At 70.5% G+C, this 22327-nt stretch carries 20 protein-coding genes; 12 read left to right on the plus strand and 8 right to left on the minus strand.

The window, feature by feature from the left end:
* The first annotated feature begins 88 nt into the window (after positions 1-88).
* On the plus strand, positions 89-856 hold the full coding sequence (locus tag ACFRAQ_RS16210; RefSeq protein ID WP_379099982.1) for a TSUP family transporter: 768 nt from the start codon (positions 89-91) through the stop codon (positions 854-856).
* A 6-nt stretch (positions 857-862) separates the two neighbouring features.
* Here the strand turns inward: ACFRAQ_RS16210 and ACFRAQ_RS16215 are convergent, their stop codons facing one another.
* Positions 863-1594, minus strand: coding sequence for a TetR/AcrR family transcriptional regulator (locus tag ACFRAQ_RS16215; RefSeq protein ID WP_379099984.1), 732 nt, complete (start codon positions 1592-1594; stop codon positions 863-865).
* A 187-nt stretch (positions 1595-1781) separates the two neighbouring features.
* On the opposite strand from ACFRAQ_RS16215, the gene ACFRAQ_RS16220 reads away from it, so the two are divergent.
* The 4 genes from ACFRAQ_RS16220 to ACFRAQ_RS16235 all read left to right on the plus strand — a co-directional run bounded on the left by ACFRAQ_RS16220 (position 1782) and on the right by ACFRAQ_RS16235 (position 6548).
* A complete protein-coding gene (locus ACFRAQ_RS16220) occupies positions 1782-3308 on the plus strand; it encodes a TldD/PmbA family protein (protein WP_379099986.1) in 1527 nt (508 codons plus the stop codon).
* Between the two features lie 21 nt (positions 3309-3329).
* Positions 3330-4727, plus strand: coding sequence for a metallopeptidase TldD-related protein (locus ACFRAQ_RS16225; RefSeq protein ID WP_379100290.1), 1398 nt, complete (start codon positions 3330-3332; stop codon positions 4725-4727).
* Positions 4728-4857: 130 nt separating this feature from the next.
* Positions 4858-5454, plus strand: coding sequence for a dihydrofolate reductase family protein (locus tag ACFRAQ_RS16230; RefSeq protein WP_379099988.1), 597 nt, complete (start codon positions 4858-4860; stop codon positions 5452-5454).
* Between the two features lie 191 nt (positions 5455-5645).
* Entirely contained in the window at positions 5646-6548 is a 903-nt protein-coding gene (locus ACFRAQ_RS16235) for a S1C family serine protease (RefSeq protein ID WP_379100292.1), read from the plus strand.
* Between the two features lie 29 nt (positions 6549-6577).
* Here the strand turns inward: ACFRAQ_RS16235 and ACFRAQ_RS16240 are convergent, their stop codons facing one another.
* Positions 6578-6847 carry a helix-turn-helix domain-containing protein gene (locus tag ACFRAQ_RS16240; RefSeq protein WP_379099990.1) on the minus strand — a complete coding sequence of 90 codons (270 nt, stop codon included), beginning with the start codon at positions 6845-6847 and terminating at the stop codon, positions 6578-6580.
* 79 nt (positions 6848-6926) lie between these two features.
* Here ACFRAQ_RS16240 and map point away from each other — a divergent pair, with 79 nt between their 5' ends.
* Positions 6927-7694: a type I methionyl aminopeptidase gene (gene map / locus ACFRAQ_RS16245; RefSeq protein WP_379099992.1), complete on the plus strand. Its 768-nt coding sequence runs from the start codon at positions 6927-6929 to the stop codon at positions 7692-7694.
* 4 nt (positions 7695-7698) lie between these two features.
* On the opposite strand, the gene ACFRAQ_RS16250 is transcribed toward map, so the two are convergent.
* A complete protein-coding gene (locus tag ACFRAQ_RS16250) occupies positions 7699-9429 on the minus strand; it encodes an amidohydrolase (protein WP_379099994.1) in 1731 nt (576 codons plus the stop codon).
* Positions 9430-9650: 221 nt separating this feature from the next.
* Here ACFRAQ_RS16250 and ACFRAQ_RS16255 point away from each other — a divergent pair, with 221 nt between their 5' ends.
* Positions 9651-10601, plus strand: coding sequence for an FkbM family methyltransferase (locus tag ACFRAQ_RS16255; RefSeq protein WP_379099996.1), 951 nt, complete (start codon positions 9651-9653; stop codon positions 10599-10601).
* Between the two features lie 111 nt (positions 10602-10712).
* A complete protein-coding gene (locus ACFRAQ_RS16260) occupies positions 10713-11369 on the plus strand; it encodes a TetR/AcrR family transcriptional regulator (RefSeq protein ID WP_379099998.1) in 657 nt (218 codons plus the stop codon).
* Here ACFRAQ_RS16260 and ACFRAQ_RS16265 read toward each other — a convergent pair whose 3' ends face one another.
* Both ACFRAQ_RS16265 and ACFRAQ_RS16270 read right to left on the minus strand, forming a co-directional pair.
* A complete protein-coding gene (locus ACFRAQ_RS16265; protein WP_379100000.1) occupies positions 11370-12068 on the minus strand; it encodes a glyoxalase in 699 nt (232 codons plus the stop codon).
* 87 nt (positions 12069-12155) lie between these two features.
* Complete coding sequence (locus ACFRAQ_RS16270; protein WP_379100002.1) at positions 12156-12740, minus strand: TetR/AcrR family transcriptional regulator; 585 nt, start codon at positions 12738-12740, stop codon at positions 12156-12158.
* 92 nt (positions 12741-12832) lie between these two features.
* On the opposite strand from ACFRAQ_RS16270, the gene ACFRAQ_RS16275 reads away from it, so the two are divergent.
* Entirely contained in the window at positions 12833-13573 is a 741-nt protein-coding gene (locus ACFRAQ_RS16275; RefSeq protein ID WP_379100004.1) for an alpha/beta fold hydrolase, read from the plus strand.
* 9 nt (positions 13574-13582) lie between these two features.
* Positions 13583-13963: a PPOX class F420-dependent oxidoreductase gene (locus ACFRAQ_RS16280; protein WP_379100006.1), complete on the plus strand. Its 381-nt coding sequence runs from the start codon at positions 13583-13585 to the stop codon at positions 13961-13963.
* 75 nt (positions 13964-14038) lie between these two features.
* On the opposite strand, the gene ACFRAQ_RS16285 is transcribed toward ACFRAQ_RS16280, so the two are convergent.
* Positions 14039-14578 carry a hypothetical protein gene (locus tag ACFRAQ_RS16285; RefSeq protein WP_379100008.1) on the minus strand — a complete coding sequence of 180 codons (540 nt, stop codon included), beginning with the start codon at positions 14576-14578 and terminating at the stop codon, positions 14039-14041.
* 306 nt (positions 14579-14884) lie between these two features.
* On the minus strand, positions 14885-18520 hold the full coding sequence (gene cobN, locus ACFRAQ_RS16290; RefSeq protein WP_379100010.1) for a cobaltochelatase subunit CobN: 3636 nt from the start codon (positions 18518-18520) through the stop codon (positions 14885-14887).
* A gap of 343 nt (positions 18521-18863) precedes the next feature.
* On the opposite strand from cobN, the gene ACFRAQ_RS16295 reads away from it, so the two are divergent.
* Both ACFRAQ_RS16295 and cobG read left to right on the plus strand, forming a co-directional pair.
* Positions 18864-19094 (plus strand): hypothetical protein, encoded by a 231-nt coding sequence (locus tag ACFRAQ_RS16295; RefSeq protein ID WP_379100011.1) that lies wholly within the window; start codon positions 18864-18866, stop codon positions 19092-19094.
* Positions 19095-19290: 196 nt separating this feature from the next.
* The gene (cobG, locus tag ACFRAQ_RS16300; RefSeq protein WP_379100013.1) at positions 19291-20490 is read left to right on the plus strand and encodes a precorrin-3B synthase; all 1200 of its coding nucleotides are present in this window, start codon (positions 19291-19293) and stop codon (positions 20488-20490) included.
* A gap of 153 nt (positions 20491-20643) precedes the next feature.
* Here cobG and ACFRAQ_RS16305 read toward each other — a convergent pair whose 3' ends face one another.
* The gene (locus ACFRAQ_RS16305; RefSeq protein WP_379100015.1) at positions 20644-22104 is read right to left on the minus strand and encodes a DUF6345 domain-containing protein; all 1461 of its coding nucleotides are present in this window, start codon (positions 22102-22104) and stop codon (positions 20644-20646) included.
* Between the last annotated feature and the right edge of the window lie 223 nt (positions 22105-22327).

Raw genomic sequence — 22327 nt, forward strand, 5'->3', positions numbered from 1 at the left:
CCGTCCACCCTACGGGCCGGTTCGCTGACAACTCGCTGACAGACCCGACGGTTTGAATCGAGGTGGCGGCGTCTGGTTGGGTCGCGGAGTGAGCATTGTGGACTGGACGATCCTGTTGACCGCGGCGATAGCGGCCGGCTGGGTCGACGCCGTGGTCGGCGGCGGCGGGCTGATCGTGTTGCCCACCCTGTTCGTGGTGCTGCCCGGCCTGGCGCCGCAGACGGCCCTGGGCACCAACAAGATCGCCGCGTTCTCCGGCACCAGCGCGGCGGTGTTCACCTTCGCCCGCAAGGTGCCGATGCGCTGGAAGGTGCTGATCCCCGGCGCCATCATCGCGGCGGTGGCGGCCGCGTGCGGTTCGGCGGCGGTGGCCCTCATCGACCGCCGGTACTTCATCCCGATCGTCATGGTGGTGCTGATCGGGGTGGCGGTGTTCGTGACGCTGCGCCCCTCGATCGGGGTCACGATGGCCACCCATCGCCCGACCCGCCGCAAGACCATCCTGGTGGTGGCGCTGGCCGCGGGCCTGATCGGCCTCTACGACGGCATTCTCGGGCCGGGGACCGGCACGTTCCTGATCATCACCTTCGCCACCCTGCTCGGCACCGAGTTCGTGCGGGCCGCGGCCATGGCGAAGGTGATCAACTGCGGATCCAACCTGGGTTCGCTGCTGTTCCTGGCGAGCACGGGTCACGTGCTGTGGGCGCTGGGCCTGTCCATGGCGGTGGCGAACGTGGCAGGTTCGATCGCCGGGTCCCGCATGGCCCTGGCCAAGGGCGCCGGTTTCGTCCGGGTCGTCCTGCTGGTGGTGGTCACCGCCATGGTGATCCGCCTGGGCTGGCAGCAGTTCGGCTGACCGGGTTCAGACGCGGGCCAGCCGGTGCACCGAGCTCAGGGGGCGAAAGGCTTCGGGCTCCGGACGTAGTGGAACGTCGGCGATCACCGGTAGGTGCTCGGCGGGCAGCTCCGGTGCGGGCTGGGACAGCCACGGCGCCAGCACCTTCGAGGTGGTCTCCTGGATCTTGCGTTGCAGCGCTTCGCCGTCCTCGAGGCCGGGCCGCTGGAACAGCACGGTCAGCGCGCCGGACACCGCGCCGACGACCGCGCCGACCAGGGCGGCCGCGCCGACGTCGTCGAGTTCCTCGGGGAACGCGGCGCGCAACTGGCGCGCGATCTCCTGCTGCGACGCGAGCTGGGCGTAGGCGGCGCGGCCCGACACCGCGGGCACGGTGCGCGATACCTGGGCGCGCAGTACGGCGATGCGGGCGGCGAGGTCGTCGCCCAGGTGGTCGCCGGGATTGTCACCGGCGGCGCGCAGCGCGCGCAGCAGCACCTCGACGGGTCGTTCACCGGGGCGGCGGGTGGCGATGGCGCGCACGGCGGCCTGTACGCGTTCGTCCGGCTCGGGGAACAATAGTTCCTCTTTGCTGGCGAAGTAGTTGAAGAACGTCCGGGTGCCGACTTCGGCGGCGGCCGCGATGTCGGCGACGGTAGCCGCCTCGTATCCTCGGCTCTCGAACTGTTCTACGGCGGCTTCGAGCAGGGCTCGGCGGGTGCGTTCCCGTTTGCGATCGCGGAGTGCGGATGGCGGCACGCGGGCAGACAGTACGGCATCCGATCGGCAATCCGCGGAATGTCAGGCCGTTGAGCGTGCCGTTTCCCGGTGTGCTCCTTCGCACTTCGCGCATCGTTGCAGCGTATGCAGATATGCGCGGGGTGAATTTCGTTCGGGCTGCGTGGTTTCTTGAACCCCCGGCGTGTCGCCCTCTAGCGTGGTGCGGGTGAGCATCGCTACCAAGGTCATCGACGGCCAGTTCCGCGCGCTGCCGCTGTCCGCGCTCGCCGACGCCGCGTTGAGCGCGGCCCGCGCGGCCGGGGCCGAGTACGCGGACCTGCGGGTCCATCGACTCGTGCAGCAGTCCATCAGGTTGCGCGACGGCCGCGTCGAATCGGTGTCCGACAGTACCGATCTCGGGTTCGCGGTGCGCGTGATCGTCGACGGCACCTGGGGTTTCGCCTCACACGCCGATCTCACCGCCGAGACCGCCGCCCAGGTGGCGCGGCGCGCGGTGACGGTGGCGCGAACCCTGCGCGCGCTCAATCGCGAACGCGTGGAACTGGCTCCGGAGCCACGCTACGACGACGCCGAGTACGTCTCCGCCTACGACGTCGACCCCTTCGAGGTGCCGACGCCGGAGAAAGTGGCGCTGCTGCTGGACTATTCGGGGCGGCTGAGCTCCGCCGACGGCGTGGATCACGTGACGGCGGCGGTGCTGCAGGTCAAGGAGCAGACCTTCTACGCCGACACCTTCGGCTCGCGGATCACCCAGCAGCGGGTGCGCCTGCACCCGCAGTTCGAGGCCATCACCGTCGATCCGGCGGCGGGGGTGTTCGAGACCATGCGCACCCTGGCCGCTCCGGCCGGGCGCGGCTGGGAGTACGTGACCGGCGCGGACGGACACTGGGACTGGGCGGGCGAACTCGCGCGGATGCCGGAGTGGCTGGCGGAGAAGGTGAAGGCCCCCACCGTCGAGGCGGGCCCCACCGATCTGGTCATCGATCCGAGCAATCTGTGGCTCACCATCCACGAGTCCATCGGCCACGCCACCGAGTACGACCGTGCCATCGGCTATGAGTCCGCCTACGCGGGAACCTCGTTCGCCACCCCCGACCAGCTCGGCACGCTGCGCTACGGCACGCCGATCATGCACGTCACCGGTGACCGCACCCAGGAGCACGGCCTGGCCACCGTCGGCTGGGACGACGAGGGCGTGGCCGGGCAGCGCTGGGATCTGGTGCGCGACGGCGTACTCGTCGGCTACCAGCTCGACCGGGTGTTCGCGCCCAAGCTGGGCCTGGAACGCTCCAACGGCTGCTCCTACGCCGATTCCGCGCACCACGTGCCGATCCAGCGCATGGCCAATGTGTCGCTGCAGCCCGACCCGGAGCGCGACACCAGCACCGCCGAGCTCATCTCCCGGGTGGAGAACGGCCTCTACATCGTCGGCGACAAATCGTGGTCGATCGATATGCAGCGCTACAACTTCCAGTTCACCGGTCAGCGCTTCTTCCGGATTCGTCACGGTGAGCTGGCCGGGCAGGTGCGCGATGTCGCCTACCAGGCCACCACCACCGACTTCTGGGGTGCGATGGAGGCCGTCGGCGGGCCCTCGACCTGGGTGCTGGGCGGGGCGTTCAACTGCGGTAAGGCGCAACCCGGTCAGGTGGCGGCGGTCTCGCACGGCTGCCCGTCGGTGCTGGTGCGCGGCATCAATATTCTCAATACCCGCGCCGAAGCCGGACAGTAGGAAAGGACCGACACGGTGAGTGTGCTCCCCGCCCCCGAGGTCGTCGAACGCGCGCTGCGGGCCTCGCGCGCCGACGAGGCCATGGTGATCGTCACCGACGCGTACGAGGCGTCGCTGCGCTGGGCCGGAAACTCCATGACCACCAACGGTTCCTCGGTGGCGCGCGATTGGGCGGTGGTCTCGGTGTTCCGGGAGGGCCCGACCGTCGCGCGGGTCGGCAGCGTGAGTTCCACGAGCGTGGATCCGGCCGAGATCGAGGCCGTGGTGCGGACCAGCGAGCAGGCCGCCCGCGACGCCGAGCCGGCGCGCGACGCCATGCCGCTGCTGGATCCCGACGCCGTCGACGCCGACACCCTGGACCGGCTGCTGGACTGGGACGGCGATCCGGCCACCACCGATATCGGCGTGTTCACCACGCTGGCAAGCGATCTCGCCGCCGGTTTCGACGGCTCCGACCGCCTGTACGGGTTCGCCCACCACCAGATGCACTCCACCTGGCTGGGCACCTCCACCGGGTTGCGGCGGCGCTGGGTGCAGCCGACGGGTTCGGTGGAGATCAACGGCAAGCGCGGTGAGGGCGCGGAGCTGGCCAGCGCGTGGGTCGGCACCGGCACCACCGATTTCGCCGATGTCGACACCCCCGGTCTGCTGGCGGAGTTGTCGCGGCGGCTGGACTGGTCCACGCGGCGCGTCGAGCTGCCCGCAGGCCGCTACGAGACGCTGCTGCCGCCGTCCGCGGTCGCGGATCTGATGATCTACCTGGCCTGGTCCATGGAGGGCCGCGGCGCGCACGAGGGCCACACGGCCTTCTCCCGCGCGGGCGGCACCCGAATCGGGGAGCGGCTCACCGGGATTCCGCTGACCCTGTCCTCGGATCCGAGCGCGGCGGGTCTGGAGTACCGGCCGTTCGTGGCGACGCCGTCGTCGTCGGAGTCGCTGTCGGTGTTCGACAACGGCCTGACCGCGCAGCGCACCGACTGGGTGCGCCAGGGCGTGATCGAGTCGCTGGTGTATCCGCGTGCCACCGCCGCCGAATTCGACGCCCCCGTCACTCTGCCCGGCGAGAACCTGCTCCTGACCGGCGGCGACGACGCCACTCTGACCGACATGATCGCGCGCACCGAGCGCGGACTGCTGCTGACCTGCCTGTGGTACATCCGCGAGGTCGATCCGGCCACGCTGCTGCTCACCGGTCTCACCCGCGACGGCGTCTACCTGGTCGAGAACGGCGAGGTGACCGGCGCGGTCAACAATTTCCGCTTCAACGAGAGCCCCCTGGACCTGCTGCGGCGCGTGTCGGAGGCGGGCCGCACCGAGATCACCCTGCCGCGTGAGTGGAAGGACTGGTTCACCCGGACGGCCATGCCGCCGTTGCGGATTCCCGATTTCCACATGTCCTCGGTGAGCCAGGCGACCTGATCCGGTCGAACCGGTCCGTTTCCCGGAAACTTTCGTCGCACGACAACGATGATTTCCGGGAGGCGGCGCCGACTTCCAGGCAGAGGCGGCGGCACACGCCGATTCGTTCCCCTGCTGAAGGAGTACGGCCATGAGCAAGGTAGTCACCGGCGCGAGCATGTCCCTCGACGGGTTCATCGCGGGCCCCGGCGAAACCGGTTTCGAGCACCTGTTCGCCTGGTACCAGAGTGGCGACGTGCCGATCGCCAGCACCCACCCCGAGATCCCGTTCACTCTGACCGCCTCCGACGCCGAATACCTGCGAGCCTGGCTCGACGGGGTCGGGGTGTACGTGGTCGGCAAGCGGCTGTTCACGCTGACCAACGGCTGGGGCGGGGTGCATCCGGCGGACAAGCCGATCGTGGTGGTCACCCACACCGTGCCCGAGCAGTGGATCGCCGAGCACCCCGACGCGCCGTTCACCTTCGTGACCGGCGGGGTGAAGGAGGCCATCGACGTGGCGCGCGGCATCGCCGGGGACCGGATGGTCGGTGTCAGTGGCGGTGACGTGGCCCGGCAGTGCCTCGACGAGGGCCTGCTCGACGAGGTCTGGGTCGATCTGGTGCCGGTGCTGCTGGGCAGCGGGGTGCCGCTGCTGGGTGAGCTGGCGAATGCGCCGGTGCTGCTGGACGATCCGGAGATCGTGCCCGGCTCCCGCGTCACCCACCTGAAGTACCGCCTGCGCTGAACCGCGTCCCGGTTTGCGCTGTCGGCGAACCGGTTGTCGCGGCGCCGCGGTCGCGCGCATCCTGGGATTACCCACTGTAATCACGTAATCGGATGGTGGTCGTCGTGGACGACGAAGCTGCCCTCTCGCCCGGGGACGAGAACCCCAACCCCGTGCCGCCTCCGGGCTTCGGCCCGCCGGACCCCGAGGCCATGGACGCCTACTCGCGCACCGTGATCGCGGTCGCCGCCTCGGTGACCCCGCACGTGGCCAGCGTGCAGACCCCGCGCGGCGGCGGTTCCGCGGTGGTGTTCACCGCCGACGGATTCCTGCTCACCAACGCGCACGTGGTCGGCGAGGCGAGCAAGGGGATCGTGGTGTTCGCCGACGGCCTCGAATCGGCCTTCGACGTGGTGGGGGTGGATCCGCTCTCGGATCTGGCGGTGCTGCGCGCCCGCGGCGGCGCGCCCGACGCGGTGCGGCTCGGGGACGCCGACAGCCTGGTGGTCGGGCAGCTGGTGGTGGCGGTCGGTTCTCCGCTCGGGCTGGCCGGGTCGGTGACCGCGGGCGTGGTGAGCGCGCTGGGCCGCTCGGTGCCGGTCGGCAACCGGCGCACCGCCCGCGTCATCGAGGACGTGATCCAGACCGACGCCGCCCTCAATCCCGGCAATTCCGGTGGCGCGCTGGCGGATTCGGCGGGCCGGGTGGTGGGGATCAATACCGCGGTCGCCGGGATCGGGCTGGGTCTGGCGATTCCGATCAACGTCACCACCCGCCGCATCATCAGCACGCTGCTCACCGAGGGCCGGGTCCGGCGCGCCTATCTGGGCGTGGTCGGCGTGCCAGCGCCCCTGCCGACCGCGGTCGCCGCCCGCACCGGGCAGGACGCGGGACTGCGGATCGTGGAGGTGGTGCGCGGCGGGCCCGCCGAACAGGCCGGGCTGCGGCGCGGGGATCTGGTGCTCAGCATCGCGCGCACCGAGATCCGGGACGCGCAGGGCATCCAGCGACAGCTGTTCGCCGACGCCATCGGGCGCACGCTGCCGGTGACGGTGCTGCGCAATGGCGCGATGGTGGATGTGCTGGCGGTGCCGGTCGAGCTGGCCGGCGACTGAACCGGCCGGTCGCGGTCCCCGGCAATCGGTTACGAGGCCGAGCGCTGCTCCGCGTCGCCGGGGTGCCAGATCTCGGCCAGCTCGTCGAGGGAAATGTCCAGGGTGCGGCTCAACGCGACCACGGTCCCGAACGCGGGCGTGGGCAGGCGCCCCGATTCGATCTTGCGCAGGGTCTCCGGGGAAATGCCCGCGCTCGCGGCCACTTCCACCGGGTCGCGGCCGTCGCGGGCGGTACGCAGGGCCGCGCCCAGGCGGCGTCCGGCTTCGAGCTGGGCGGGCGTGAGGGGCAGTCGGACCATACCGGCCACCCTACGGTTGGTATTTAAATACCGCAAGCCGCTAGGGTCGGTATTAAAATACCGATTGATGGAGGTAGTCATGGTGGAACTCAAGAGCCCCGCCGAGATCGACAGCATGCGCGTGACCGGGCAGTTCGTGGCCAGCGTGCTCGCCGAACTACGGGAGCGGGCCCGGATCGGGGTCAATCTGCTGGAGCTGGAGGCCGTGGTCCGCGAACGCATCCGGGAGCGCGGCGCGGTCTCCTGCTACTGGGACTACTCCCCCAGTTTCGGTCGCGGGCCGTTCCGCAACACCATCTGCCTGTCGGTGAACGATGCCGTGCTGCACGGACTCCCGTTCGACTACACGCTGCGCGACGGCGACGTGCTGAGCATGGATCTGGCGGTGAGCGTCGACGGCTGGGTCGCCGACTCCGCGGTCACGGTCATCGTGGGCAGCCCCGATCCCGAGGACGAACGGCTGATCCGCGCCACCGAAGAGGCTCTGGACGCGGCCATCGCGGTCGCCGAGCCCGGCAACAGCATCGGCGACCTGTCGGCGGCCATCGCCGCCGTGGCCCGCGACCACGGCTACCCGATCAACACCGAATACGGCGGACACGGCCTGGGCCGCACCATGCACGAGGACCCGCATGTCCCCAATGCCGGGCGCGCCGGGCGCGGTTTCCGGCTGCGCCCGGGCCTGACCCTGGCGATCGAGCCGTGGTTCGCGCGCGGCACCGACCGCATCGTCACCGACCCCGACGGCTGGACCCTGCGCTCGGCCGACGGTTCGCGCACCGCCCACTCCGAGCACACCATCGCCATCACCGAGGCGGGCCCGCAGGTGCTGACCCGCGTCGGGTGACCGGTCAGGCGAGCGGTTCGCCGAAGGTCTGGCGGCCCATGAGGTAGGTGGCCTCGACCGTCAAGGCGCGCAACGACTCCGGCGGCACGGCGCGCGGATTGCCCGACAGCACCACCAGATCCGCGTACTTGCCCGGTTCCAGGCTGCCGATCTCGGTGTCGAGGTGCAGCTGCCAGGCCGCGTCGAGGGTCTGCGCCTTGATCGCGGCGTCGACGCTCAGGCACTGCTCGGCGGCCAGGACGCGGCCGCTGCCCCGCGCGGTGCGGGTGACAGCGGTGGCGATATTGCCGATCGGGTCGGGCGGGGTGACGGTGCCGTCATTGTGGAACGAGATCCGCAACCCCGCCTCCAGCGCCGATTTCGCCGACATCCAGTGCGCGCCGTGTTCGGGACCGAACAGGTCGTCCAGCAGCACGTCACCCCAGTAGTAGACGTGCTCGATGAAGAAACTCACCGTCACCCCGAGCTTGGCGGCGCGCGCGAACTGGTCGGGCCGCATCGCCCCGCAGTGCTCGAGCCGCGGCCGCAGCTCGCTGCTCTTCCCGGCCAGGGCCTTCTCGTAGGCGTCGAGCACCACGTCCACGGCCGCGTCGCCGTGCACGTGGCAGGCGGGCTGCCAGCCCTGCCCGACGAACGCGGCGGACAGGTCGGTGATCTGTTCGGGGGTGTAGTTCATGCCGCCGTGGTGATGCGGCTCGAGACCCATGCGGGCGGTGGCCTCGTTCGTGAGATACGGGAACGTGGTGAAGATATTGCCCTGCCAGGGTGATCCGTCCGCCCACAGTTTCATGCCGATGACCCCGAACAGGGCGTCCCCGCCGACGGCCGGGCCGGGCACATGGGCGGCATCGGTGGCCAGTTCCGGGGTTCCCATGGTGTAGGAGCGAATCCGGATCGGGCAGGCCGGGTCCGCCGCCACCGCGGTGTACAGCGTCCCGGAGTCGGCGCTGCCGGTGTGCTCGCTGGCGGTGGCGTATCCGGCGGCCGCCAATTGCCCATAGGCCCAGCGCAATCGGTCGGGCATCCCGCCGCTGACCGACGCCTGCAACGGCTCGGTCAGCGTCAGGATCGCGGCCGCCTCCCGCACCTCGCCGGTCAGTTCGCCGTCGGGCCCGTGCACGTACTCCGCCCCCGGCGGATTCGGGGTGTCGCGGGTGATCCCCGCCTGTGTCAGTGCCGCCGTATTGCCGTACGCGGCGTGCCCGCTGTTGGCCACCACCACAACCGGATTCGCGGGCGCGACGGCATCGAGACTCCGCACGGTCGGCAGCACCAGCCCGGTCTGCAGCAGCACATCGATCCCGTACAACAGGACCGACTCCCCCGGCCGCGCGTTCCGCACCGCCTCGGCCAGCTTCGCGTTCACCCCGTCGCCGGTCGGCACGGTGAACGGCCGCACATCCACCGCGGGTGGCGCGAGCGCGGCGGCGATCTGCGAGGGATGACTGTGCGGTTCCACGAACGCGGGCAACAATGCCCGCCCGCGCAGATCCACCAGCTTCGTGGCGGGCCCACGGTGCGCCATCACCTCGGATTCCGCGCCCACCGCGCTGATCCGCCCGCCGGTGACGGCCAGCGCCTCGACCTCGGGCGCACTGCCCGCAACCGTGACGATCGATCCACCGGAGAAGATGACATCCGCCGACGCGCCCGATCCCGAGCCGCCAGTCCCGCACGCCACGGCCGACGCCGCCACGGCACTCCCCACCACGAAACTCCGCCTGCTCATCGCCATGCGTCCCTTCCCTGGCCGTCCGCCCACGACGTGGGTTCGACCACCAAGTTACGGTCGCCAACCCCGGCGACGAGCCAAGCCGCCGGCGCGTGTGTCGCGCAGCTGAGCCATTGGCTACCATTCAGCTATCTCCATGGGTGGGTTCACCTGCGCGTCTTGCCGTCCCGAGCCTCAGCTGATCGACAGTCACATCCGGATCGCACACTCGGACAGGAGATGTCATGAATCTGGCCTACCTGCGCACGGACGCCGACCGCGCCTTCGGGGTCGGCACCGCACGGGTCCTGGCGCGCGAAGTCGTCGGCGCAGCCCGTGACCTGGGCATCGCTGTCGCCACGGCCCGTGGCGGCAGCCGGGTGCGCGCGCCCTTCTGGATGGCTCGCCGCGTTCTCGGCATGGCCGGCACGCCCCTGACGGGCGAGGAGTTGATCCCGCTGCGTTTCGCCACCCCGCGTGAGGACGCGTCGATCATGGTGCGCCGCAATCAGAGCGACCTGCTCATCCTCTGGCAGATCTTCCTGCACCGTTACTACGAGCTCAATGCGGTCTATGACCTCGACGCCGTCATCGGCACCCTGGACACCATCGTCGATCTCGGCGGCAACACCGGGCAGGCCGCGGCCTATTTCACCGCCCGCTACCGGCCGAGACTGCTGCTCACGGTGGAGCCGATCGCCGAGAGCCGGCAGGTGCTGTACCGCAACCGGTCCTTGTCGGGGATGGACTGGATCGTGGAGGATTGCGCCGTGTCCGGCGCACCGGGTGAGCTGGAGTTCGCCGTCAGCGCGTTCTGGGACACCTGTACCGCCGTCCCCGCGGTGTACGAACTGCGCCGGCGACGGCCCTGGCGGCTCGAGAACAGCCTCGCCCGCCCGCCGCGCACCCTGCCCGCGTGCACGGTGGCGCAGCTGCTGGACCGGAACGGTCTCGACCACGTCGACCTGTTGAAGGTCGACGTCGAAGGCAGCGAGGCCGACATCTTCGCCACCCCACAGCCGTGGATGGACACCGTCGACCGCATCGTGCTCGAGGTCCACGACAAGTACATCGACGGCGACGGTGTTCGAAGCACCATGAAACAAGCCGGGTTTCACCGCATCGCACCTCGCCGTCCCGACCCGGCCGGGTTCAACCCCGTGGAACTCTACTGGCGCGACGGACTTCCCGAATGATCGGCGTCGCACCCGTCGCACCCGTCTCCAACGGCCGGCGGCGCCGCCGGCTCACGGTTGGCACCCCCGGCCGGTGAGCGGGTGAAACACTCTCTGAGAGATACTCATTCGATGGGTATCGACGACGACGCGGCGCGTGACGCCGCCCGGGGCACGGTCGCGGTCGCGCAGCAGGAGCTCACCCAGCGCCGCTTTCCCGAGGGCCAGCGCCGCATTTTCCTGGCCGCCATCGACGCCTTCGCCGAACGCGGCTTCCACGCCACCACCACCCGCGACATCGCCGCCCGCGCGGGTCTGAGCCCGGCCGGGCTGTACGTGCATTTCGGCTCCAAAGAGGAAGTCCTCTACCGCATCTCGCTGTCGTCGATGCGGCTGACCGAACAGGTCGCCACCACCGCGGCCGGGGATGTGGGCACCGTGGCCGACCGGCTCGCCGCCGTGGTGCGCGACCTGACGGTCTGGCACGCCGAGCACGCCGCCTCGGTCCGGGTCGTCCTGCACCACCTCACCGACCTCACCCCCGAGCACCGCGCCGAGGTCACCGACCTCCAGCTCGCCATTCACCGCCTGGTCCGCGACCTCGTCGCCCGCGGGGTCGGCGCGGGCGTGTTCGATGTCGCCGACACCCACGCCGCCACCTTGGCTCTCATGTCGCTGTGCGTGGACACCTCCCGCTGGTACCACGGCGACTACCGCCGCACCCCCGACGAGATCGGCGCCGACTACGCGGCCGTGGCCCTGCGAATAGTCGGCGCCCGCCCCGCCTGATCACTCCCCGGCGGCGGCGATGGCGTCCAGATCTCCCGCCACCGCCGCACGATCGGCGTCGGAGAGTCCCAATCCCTCGATCTCGGCCCGTAGTTCGGCCACCCGCGCGGCTTCGCCTGCGACCGTGGCGATTTCGGCGAGCATCGCCAGCGCCCGGGCCCGGTCGATCAGCGGTGCGGTGGCGGCGTGACGGCGCAGCCCGGTGTCGAGTACGCGGACCGCGGTGGCGTCGTCGTTCTTCGAATCACGGAAGATGCGCGCGTTGTCGAGCACCCGGGCCAGGCCGTCGAGCTGTTTCGAGCCGCCGTATTCGGGATCGGGTTCGTCGCGCTGGATATAGATGACGGTATTGCCGACCGGATCCACGACCGTGAAACGGGTCTGCCCGGTGCGGAATCGGGTGATGCGCGGGGAGCCGCGGCCGGGCACCTTGCCGTAGCGGGCACGCAGCGCGGCCTTGAATTCCGCGTGCCACGGCTCGACCTCGTCCACGAGCACCAGACAGCCGATATGGGCTCCTTCCGCGGACAGATCCTTCGGTGTGGGCCCGAAATGCAGCTGGAAGCCGTCGCGTTCGACGATTCCGTAGGTGTAGGGCCGGGTCATCTCGTAGGTGACGGTGTATCCCAGTGTCCGGTAGAAATCCAGCGTCTCGGGTAGCTCGCCACCCCAGAGCATCGGTACCGAAACTGCCGCCATCGTGCGCCTCCTCGTGCCGTTCGGGTCGTCGGAACCCAACGTACGGATCGGGGCGGGCACGCGCCTATGACCCAGCGTCGAGCCGGGTCAGCCCGCTCCGGGCAGCCCGTCCACCACGAGATCGACCGCGCCGGACAGATATTCGGGTGTCAGTGGCCGGCCGCGCAGGAGCAGCCGGAACCAGATGGCCCCGGCCAGTAGGTCCATGATGGCGGCGGGATCACAGCCGGGGTCGAGTTCGCCGCGCGCCACGGCCCGTTCGAACACCGGCTGCTCGCGGCCGAGCCGTTCGGCGAAGAACGCGGACCCGACCGCCGCGAGCTGCGGCCGCGCGGGCGCCGCGGCCAGTACCGCGGTCGCCACGGGGGCGGTCGCGGGGTCGGTGAGCAGTCCGGCGATGGCCCCCGCCAGGCCCAGCAGATCGCCGCGCAGGCTGCCGGTGTCCGGCATCGGGAAGCTCAGCAGGTCGGAGTCGGTGAGCGCCGCGGCCAGCAGCGCGTCCTTGGCGGGCCACCACCGGTACAGCGTGGTCTTGTTCACCCCGGATCGCGTGGCCACCGCCTCCATGGTGAGGCCGTCATATCCCTTGTCCGCCAGCAGTTCCAGGGCCGCGGCGAAGATCGCGGCCGCTTGCCGCGGCGCGCCCGCGGTTCGCCGTTCCGGTGTCGTCACCCCACCAAAATACAACACAACGTTGCGTTGCGAACCGATCCCTGCTGTGATTGCAACGCAACGTAGCGTTGCATTCGAGTCGGGAGGACGCCATGACGACAACACCGATCCTGCTGGTCCACGGCATTCGATTGAGCTCCGCCTGCTGGGGGCAGGTCAGCGAACACCTCGCCCCGCGGCATCCGGTACTGGCCATCGATCTACCCGGGCACGGCCGCCGCCGTGGCGAGCGATTCACGCTGCCGGGCGCGATCGAGGCCGTGCGCGCGGGAATCGATCAACTCGGCGGCGAGGCGGTGGTCGTCGGCCATTCACTGGGCGGCCAGGTCTCGATCGCGGCCGCCGCGGCCCACCCGGAGCGGGTGACCGGCCTGGTCGTCGCGGGCGCGAGCGTGACTCCGAGCCGGGCCCTCGCGACCCCGTTCCTGCTCATGCACCGCGTCCTGACCGCCCGCGCCGACGGCGGAAAAGCCGTCAGCGAGCGGGTCTTCGACCGGGTGCTGCCGCCCCGGGTCGCCGCCGACATCGCGCGCGGGGGCATCACGACCGAGGCCATTCCCGATGTGATGGCCGCCCTCACCGCATTCGATCCGCTCGCCGCGCTGGCCGGGTATCGCGGGCCCGTGCGCCTGATCAACGGCGGCCACGACCACTTCCGCCTCGGCGAACAGCGTTTCCTGCACGCCGCCCCCGACGCCCGGCTGCTGGTCGTGCCGCGTTCGGGGCACTATCTCCCGCTCACCCACGGTGCGGCCTTCGCCGACCTGGTCGCCGATTTCGCCGCGTCCCGGGACCTCGTGCGCCTGGGAGCGTCCGGCGGCCATACCGGATAGGCTGCGGGCGTGGACAACCCGTTCGGGCCCGTGGGCACCGCGAACTACGTCAACCTGACCACCTACAAGAAGGACGGCACCGCGGTGGCGACGCCGCTGTGGGCCGCGCTCGACGGCGGCCGCCTCTACGTGTGGACGGTCACCGACAGCTGGAAGGTCAAGCGCATCCGGCGCAACCCCGACGTGACGCTGCAACCCTGCGATGTGCGCGGCAAGACGCACGGCGAGATCGTGAAGGGGCGCGCGACGGTGCTCGACGACGCGGGCAGCGACCGCGTGCGGGATCTCATCAAGCGCAAGTACGGGATCCTGGGCTGGCTGACCATCATGGGAAGCAAGCTGCGCCGCGGCGACGCGGGCACCATCGGCATCGAGATCCTTCCGGCATAAGCGAATTCACGCCACGTCGCCGAACCGACCGGTCCGGCGACGTGGTTTCGCGCTACCTGCTTCCGGATAGGTCGATCACGGCTGGTCGTTCGCGATGATCGCGCCGATCAAACCGCCGACACCGCAACCGATCACGGCGCCGACCAGGAAGAACCAGACGCCGATCACAGCCCCGACCACACAGCCGATGAGCGCCCCGGCGACGACCGATCCGGCATTGGCCACGGTCTGCAAGGCGACGACATCACCGTTGGGTGCGGCGACATCGGCCGGATTCGCCGGTCGCACCGTCAATTCGGTCGCGTCGGCGTTCACCTCGGGGACGACGGTGACGGTGCGGTCGGCGGCCTGGTAGACCAGCGGCAGCGCCGCGAGGGTCGCCCCCGAGGGCGCGATGATGTTCACCGCGCCGCCGGCGAGCTCGAAATGGCCCGAGGCCAGCGTGGTGGTGACCGCGCTGCGGTCCTGGGCCAGGGAGATGGAGTAGTCGACACCCCGGTCCACCCCGCTGATTCCCGGCGCCGCGACAGCGGGTTCGCCGTGAGCGGTCACCGTGGCCACGCACAGCGCGGCGACGGACAGCAGAGCGGTAGCGGCGATCTTGGCGATTCTCATGATGGTTCCCTACGTCGAGGGACCGATTCACCGCATGACCGAATAAACGTCCGTACCATCATGGGACGCCGTGAGACACGACTCGGACGCACACACCCGGACCGCTGCGAATCGGGGATTCCCCACTTCGAATTATTCGGTCCGGCAATATGACTCGCATATCACCGGAGGCCCCGCCGCTTCCCCGAGCCCGACGCCGGGTCCGGTTCTCATACTCCTCTTACGAACCGGCGGTGGGAACCCCCCTGTACCGGGGTTGTCCGCTGCTGTCCTGCGGGCCACCCCGGTCCGGGTACGCGAAATCGCCTACTCCAGTTCGCCTTCGGTCTCCAGGTAGACCTGCCGCAGCCGGTCCAGGGTGGCGGTGTCGGGCTGCTCCCACAGCTTCCGCTCCGCCGCCTCCAGCAAACGTTCCGCGATCCCGTGCAGCGCCCAGGGATTGGACTGCTCCATGAACTTGCGGTTGGTCTCGTCGAAAACGTAGGACTCGGCCAGCTTTTCGTACATCCAGTCGGCGACCACATTGGTGGTGGCGTCGTAACCGAACAGGTAGTCGACGGTGGCGGCCATCTCGAAGGCGCCCTTGTAGCCGTGCCGGCGCATGGCCTCGATCCAGCGCGGGTTCACCACGCGCGCCCGGAACACCCGGGTGGTCTCCTCCGACAGGGTGCGGGTGCGGACCGCGTCCGGGCGGGTGCTGTCGCCGATGTACGCCTCGGGATTCGACCCGGTGAACGCGCGCACCGCCGCCACCATGCCGCCGTGATACTGGAAATAGTCGTCGGAGTCGGCGATGTCGTGTTCGCGGGTGTCGGTGTTCTTGGCCGCCACCGCGATTCGCTTGTACGCGGTCCGCATGTCGTCGGCGGCGGGCGCGCCGTCGAGGTCGCGACCGTAGGCGAATCCGCCCCACGCGGTGTACACCCGGGCCAGGTCGTCGTCGGTGCGCCAGCTCTTGGAGTCGATGAGCTGCAGCAGGCCCGCCCCGTACGTGCCGGGCTTGGAGCCGAAAATGCGTGTGGTGGCACGGCGTTCGTCGCCGTGCTCGGCCAGGTCGGCCTGGGCGTGGGCGCGCACGTAGTTCCGGTCGGCGGGCTCGTCGAGTCCGGCGGCCAGGCGCACCGCGTCGTCGAGCAGCGCCAGCACGTGCGGGAAGGCGTCGCGGAAGAAGCCGCTGATCCGCACGGTCACGTCGATGCGCGGACGGCCCAGCTCCTCGAGCGTGATGGCTTCCAGGCGGGTGACGCGGCGGCTGGCCTCGTCCCACACCGGCCGCACGCCCAGCAACGCGAACACCTCGGCGATATCGTCGCCCGAGGTGCGCATGGCCGAAGTGCCCCACACCGACAGGCCCACCGACCGCGGGTACTCGCCGTGGTCGGCCAGATAGCGGGCCAGCAGCGAATCCGCCATGGCCTGACCGGTTTCCCACGCCAGCCGCGACGGCACCGCCTTCGGGTCGACGGAGTAGAAGTTGCGGCCGGTGGGCAGCACGTTGATCAGACCGCGCAGCGGCGAACCACTCGGTCCGGCCGGAATGAAACCGCCATTCAGCGCGTGCAGGATGCGAGCCACCTCGACACCGGTCTGCCGCAGCCGCGGCACCACCTCGGTGGCGGCGAAGCCCAGCACCCGGCGGGTCTCGGCCAGGCGCGCGGCGACATCGGTGAGGCCCGCGGCCACGGCCGCCTCCCCGCCGAACACGCCCTCGGTCACCGCGTCGATGGCGTCGACGTCCCAGTCGACTTCCAGCATGCCCGAGACCAGTTCGCGCGCCAGCTGCTCGAAGGCGTCCACCCGCTCGCGCTTCTCGTCGCCGGATTCGCTGAGCCCCAGCGCCTCTCGCAGACCCGGCACATTGACCTCGCCGCCCCACAGCTGGCGGGCGCGCAGCATGGCCAGCACCAGGTCGACCTCGGCCTCCCCCGCCGGGGCCTGGCCGAGCACGTGCAGGCCGTCGCGGATCTGCACGTCCTTGATCTCGCACAGCCAGCCGTCGACGTGCAGCAGCATGTCGTCGAAGACCTCTTCGTCCGGGCGTTCGGTGAGCCCGAGGTCGTGGTCCATCTTGGCCGCGCGCATGAGCGTCCAGATCTGCTGGCGGATGGCGGGCAGCTTGGCCGGGTCGAGCGCGGAGATATTGGCGTGCTCGTCGAGCAGCTGCTCGAGCCGCGAGATGTCGCCGTAGGTCTCGGCGCGCGCCATGGGCGGGATCAGGTGGTCGACCAGGGTGGCGTGGGCGCGGCGCTTGGCCTGGGTGCCCTCGCCCGGGTCGTTGACCAGGAACGGGTAGATCAGCGGCAGATCGCCGAGGGCGGCATCGGTGCCGCAGGAGGCGGACATGCCGAGGGTCTTGCCGGGCAGCCACTCCAGGTTGCCGTGCTTGCCCAGGTGCACCACGGCGTCGGCGGCGAAGCCCTCCGCGGCGGCCAGCCAGCGGTAGGCGGCCAGGTAGTGGTGGCTCGGCGGCAGGTCCGGGTCGTGGTAGATGGCGACCGGGTTCTCACCGAAACCGCGCGGCGGCTGCACGATCAGCACCACATTGCCGAAACGCAAGGCGGCGATGACGATCTCGCCCTTCGGGTCGGCGGAGCGGTCCACGTACAGCTCACCCGGCGGCGGGCCCCACGCCTCGACGACCGCCTCGCGCAGGTCCTCCGGCAGGGTCTCGAACCAGCCGGTGTAGAGGTCCGCGCCGATGCGAATCGGGTTGCCCTCCAGCTGTTCCTGGCTCAGCCAGTCCGGGTCCTGCCCGCCGGCGGCGATGAGCGCGTGGATCAGGGCGTCGCCGTCCGCGGCCTCCAGGCCCGGGATCTCGCCGGGCGCGCCGAGGTCGTAACCGGCCTCGCGCATCTCGGTGAGCAGCCGGATGGCGCTGGCGGGGGTGTCCAGGCCGACGGCATTGCCGATGCGGGCATGCTTGGTCGGGTACGCCGACAGCACGATCGCGACCTTCTTGCGCTCGACCGGAATGTGGCGCAGCCGCGCGTAGCGCACCGCGATACCCGCCACCCGGGCCGCACGCTCGGCGTCGGGCACATACGACGACAACCCGTCGGCGTCGAACTCCTTGAACGAGAACGGGACCGTGATGATGCGGCCGTCGAACTCCGGCACCGCCACCTGGGTGGCGACATCCAGCGGCGACAGGCCGTCGTCATTGGCCTCCCACTGCTCACGCCCGCTGGTCAGGCACAGGCCCTGCAGGATCGGCACATCCAGGTCCGCGAGCGCGCCCACGTCCCAGGCCTCGTCGTCGCCGCCCGCCGAGGCGGTCGCGGGCTTGGTGCCGCCCGCCGCCAGCACCGTCACCACCAGAGCGTCGGCGGTGCCGAGCGTGGCGAGCAGCTCCGGCTCCGCGGTGCGCAGCGAGGCGCAGTAGATCGGCAGCGCGCGAGCACCCTTGGCCTCGATGGCGGTGCACAGCGCGTCGATGTAGGCGGTGTTCCCGGCCAGGTGCTGGGCGCGGTAGTAGACCACGGCCACGGTCGGCGCGTCGTCCGGAACCGGGCAGGCGTGCCGTTCCAGCTCGCCCCAGCTCGGCATCTCGACCGGCGGCTCGAACCCCTCGCCGGTGAGCAGCACCGTGTCGGACAGGAAGTGGTGCAGCTGCAGCAGGTTTCGCGGGCCGCCCGCGGCCAGGTAGTTGTGGGCATCGGCCGCGACACCGCCGGGCACGGTCGAGCACTCCATCAGCTCGGCGTCGGGCGCGATCTCACCGCCGAGGGCGACCATCGGAATTCCGCTGGCGCGCACCGTCTCGAGGCCCTCCTCCCAGGCCCGCTTCCCGCCCAGCACACGCACGATCACCAGCGACACACCGTTCAGCAGGACCGGCAGGTCGTCCGGCAGCAGCCGGGCCGGATTGGCCAGCCGGTAGGCGGCGCCGCTGGCGCGCGCGCTCAGCAGATCGGTGTCGGAGGTGGACAGCAACAGGATCAAGGGTCTCGGCCTTCCTAGGGTGACGCGCCCAGCACGGTTCGGCGCTCGCCGGGAAGGTCTGACTGTCACAGTGGCGCGACCGCACCGGAATTGCACCGGCTTTCTTCCGTTCGACGAGCTCGCCGATGCTATCGCGCCGCCGTCGCGGGCCCGATATCGCGCCCGCGTCGGCGCCGGCGGGCACCGATCACAGTGCGGCCAATCCTGGCTCGCACCCCTGCGGAACCGACCGGTCGGCGCGTACGCTGCCGGTATGCCACTCACTCCAGGATGGGTCAGGCGGAACCGCTTTGCTGCCTGGTCGGGATACTTTTGCGTACTGGTTGCCTTCGCGACGCTGGCCATGGCTCTCACGGCCGCCGGCACCGGTCACTCGCAGTGGGCGCTCATCGCCGGGATCATCTGCGCGTCGACCATCCTGTTCGGCCTCACGGTCATGAGCACCACCGTGCACCGCGACCACGCCGACCACCACAATGTCCCCAGCCTGCTCAACGACACCTGGGAAACGACGCCCGCTTTCGCCCGCCGCCGCGGGGCGCCGGCGGCCATCGAACCGCACCGCGCGGGCTGAACCGCCCGGCGAATCGACCGATCCGGCAACCGGACTCCGAGACTCCCCCGTCCCGGAGTCTTTTCTTTGTCCTCGTCCCGCCATGCCGAAACACATATTTAGATTGCAATATCTCCAAATGTAGATAGTCACCGGTGAACCCGACCCCCGGGCGGCCGTGCCCGGCCTCGGCATCCTCCGTACGCTGGGTGGCGTCATGACGCGAACCGATCCCGACTCCTGCCCGGGCGTGCTGCGCCTGCACGAAGCAGCCGACGGTCCCCTCGCCCGTATCCGGGTGCCTGGCGGACTCCTCTCCCCCACCCAGCTCCAGGCCCTCGCGGAAGCGGCCGCCGACCTCGGCGACGGGAACATCGAGCTCACCTCGCGCGGGAACATCCAGTTTCGGCAGGTCCGCGACGCGGCCGCGCTCACCGAACGGCTCACGGCGGCCGGACTGCTGCCCAGCGCCACCCACGAGCGGGTGCGCAACATCATCGCCTCGCCGCTGTCGGGACGCGTCGGCGGCTGGACCGATGTGCATCCCCTGGTTCCGGCTCTCGACGAAGGACTGCGCGCACAGCCGCGCTACGCCGACCTGCCCGGCCGGGTCCTGTTCACCCTCGACGACGGCCGCGGCGATGTCAGCGGCCTGGGCGGCGACATCGGCGTGCACGCGCTCGACGAGCGCACCTGCGCACTCCTGTTGGCGGGCAAGGACTCCGGCCTCCGCCTGCCCACCGACACCGCGGTCGACCTCATGCTCGCCGCCGCGGACGGCTTCCTCGACCTCCGCGACGGCCACTGGCGCTTGCACGAGATCCCCGACGGCGCGGCCCGGCTGACCGACCGCCTCCACACCGCCCACCCCGACCTCGACGTCGCCGGCGATCTCCTGGAACCGCCCGGCCCCCAGGACCTTCCGATCGGTTGGATGACCCAGTCCGACGGCCGGGTGGCCCTCGGCGCGGGCGTGCGCCTCGGCTCGCTCCCCGCCCGCACGGCCGAATTCCTCGCCGCCGTCGAATGCCCGATCATCGTCACCCCGTGGCGCAGCCTGATCCTCGCCGACCTCGACGAATGGCCCGCCGAACAGGTGGTCCGAGTGCTGGCTCCCATGGGCTTGATCTTCGACACCGCGTCCCCATGGCTCCAGGTCAGCGCCTGCGCGGGCATGCCCGGCTGCGCGAAGTCCCTCACCGACGTCCGCGCCGACGTCGCCGAGGCCGTCGACTCCGCCCGCGTGCTCCCCACGGGCGCACCGGGTTTCGCCCGCGACGGTCTCGACGCCGCCGACGTGGTGGTCGCCGGCCGCCAGCACTGGTCCGGCTGCGACCGCCGCTGCGGCCGCCCGAAGGGCGCGGTCACCGACGTCATCGCCACCGCCGACGGTTACCGCATCATCCCCGCCGACTAGCCGAGGGACCGAACCGGCGGGATCGGGCGGAGCGCACGGTGTGACGGGATGCCCCATCCTCCCGTCACGCCACCGCGGAACTCGAGGCGGCCGCGCGCCTTCGGCTGTTCTGCTGACGACTCCCGGCACGACATGCGGCGGCTCGGTGCGCCCTCAGACAGTGACCTCGACGATGTCGCGGATCCGGAAGCGGCCGCCGGTGATCTCGATTGTCTGGCGGGCGACGAGGGCCGCGTCGTCGCGGTCGTAGCGGTAGCCGATCTCGCGGGAGTCGGGGACGACGGCGAGACGGGCACGGCCGCCGAGGCATTCGGCGCGGGCGGCGGTCGCCTCGGTCAGGGCCGTGCAGGCGTCGGCGTCGTCCGTGGTGGGCGGGTGGGCCTGCTCGGCGCTCAGGATCGGGACGGTGGTGTCGGAGATCGAGCAGAGTCGGCCGGTCGGGTCGAGGGTCATGGTGAGCTGGCCGTCGCCGCCCGCGACGGCGGGGACGCCGTCGTGGAGCTGGCGGTAGTGCAGGGTGTAGTCGGCCACCGCGGCCGCCACCGTGTCGCCGTCGCGGCTCGCGCCCGCGTGGAAGGTGGCCGACATTCCGGCCAGGGCGAGGTCGTGGCCGAGGTCCAGTTCTCGCAGGGCCCGGTCGGCGAGGTCGCGAATCTCTTCGGGTGTGCGGCCGTTGGCGGTGCGGTCCGGCTCGGCGTAGAACGCCTGATAGCTGCCGTCGGGGTGCATGACCAGCCGAGGTTCGAATTCGGCTCGCGCGCAAGTCTCCTCGGTAACCGGGGACGCGGGTTCGGCGAGCAGGCCGCGGAGCCCGCGCCGTTCACCCAGCGCGGCCGCGGTGTCGGCGTCGGCGCTGCGGCGGGCCAGGCGCAGTGACATCGGTTGGCGCGGAAGGGGAATGCTCAGGTCGACTTCGAGGGGGAATTGACCCGCCCAGCGCCACCAGTACCAGTCGTCGGAGACCGCGCCGCCATGGAACAGCCGCTCGTTCCAGAGCCGGTCCCGCGCCTCACGGTCGGTGGCGCCGCAGGCGGCCGAGGACACCCGGTGATTGTTGTGGAAGATCGACAGCGCCGCGTCCTGCCACGCCTGGCTGAACGATTTGCCGGTGTTCCATTCCTTGAAGAACCGTGTCCCCTGCTGATCGGTGTCGAAGGTGAGGCTGTCGAATCCGAACAGCATTCGCGCGCCCCGGTTCGGCGTGTGCCAGGTGCGGTAAGGGCTGTGTCCGAAGTTGGTGCGCAGCGATTCGCAGCCGTGCAGGAACAGGTAGCGCAGACGCTGATCGCCGAAGCCCATCCGGTCGGATTCGGCGTAGATGGTGTTGTCCCAGGTACGGCCCATCGAGGTCAGATACACACCGTTGCTCATGGTGGTGCTGTGCGCGTAGTGGTAGAAGACCCGCACCGAGTCCATGCCGAGGCTGTCCTGCCAGTTGTCGTACTCCTGGTCGTACCGCCATTCGCGCACATCGTCGTCCTTGGCGTGGAAGTTGACGCCATTGAACTTCGCGACGTAGTCGAGGAAGCCGCTCACGCACGCGTGCGGGTAGGTCAACGTGGCATCTTTCGGGTAGACCTGCACCGACGCGCCGCCGTACATGTTGTCGGACATTGTCGAATGGTCACCGATGCCGGGCTCGCGGGCACGGGTACCGGACTACTCGTTTTCCCCGCCGACCCGCCCGGGGCTGGTAGATGCCCGAGATCTGCCCCCCATCAGCAGACCGCCGGCACACGCCAGCCCCGGGCGCGGCGACCCTGCGCGGGCGCGGTTTCGTCGAGCACCTGAGCGAGGGCCTGACGCCGCCCGCGGGCCTCGTCGACCGCGAGCGGCG

It is taken from the genome of Nocardia sp. NPDC056611 (assembly GCF_042792755.1).
Taxonomy (GTDB): domain Bacteria; phylum Actinomycetota; class Actinomycetes; order Mycobacteriales; family Mycobacteriaceae; genus Nocardia.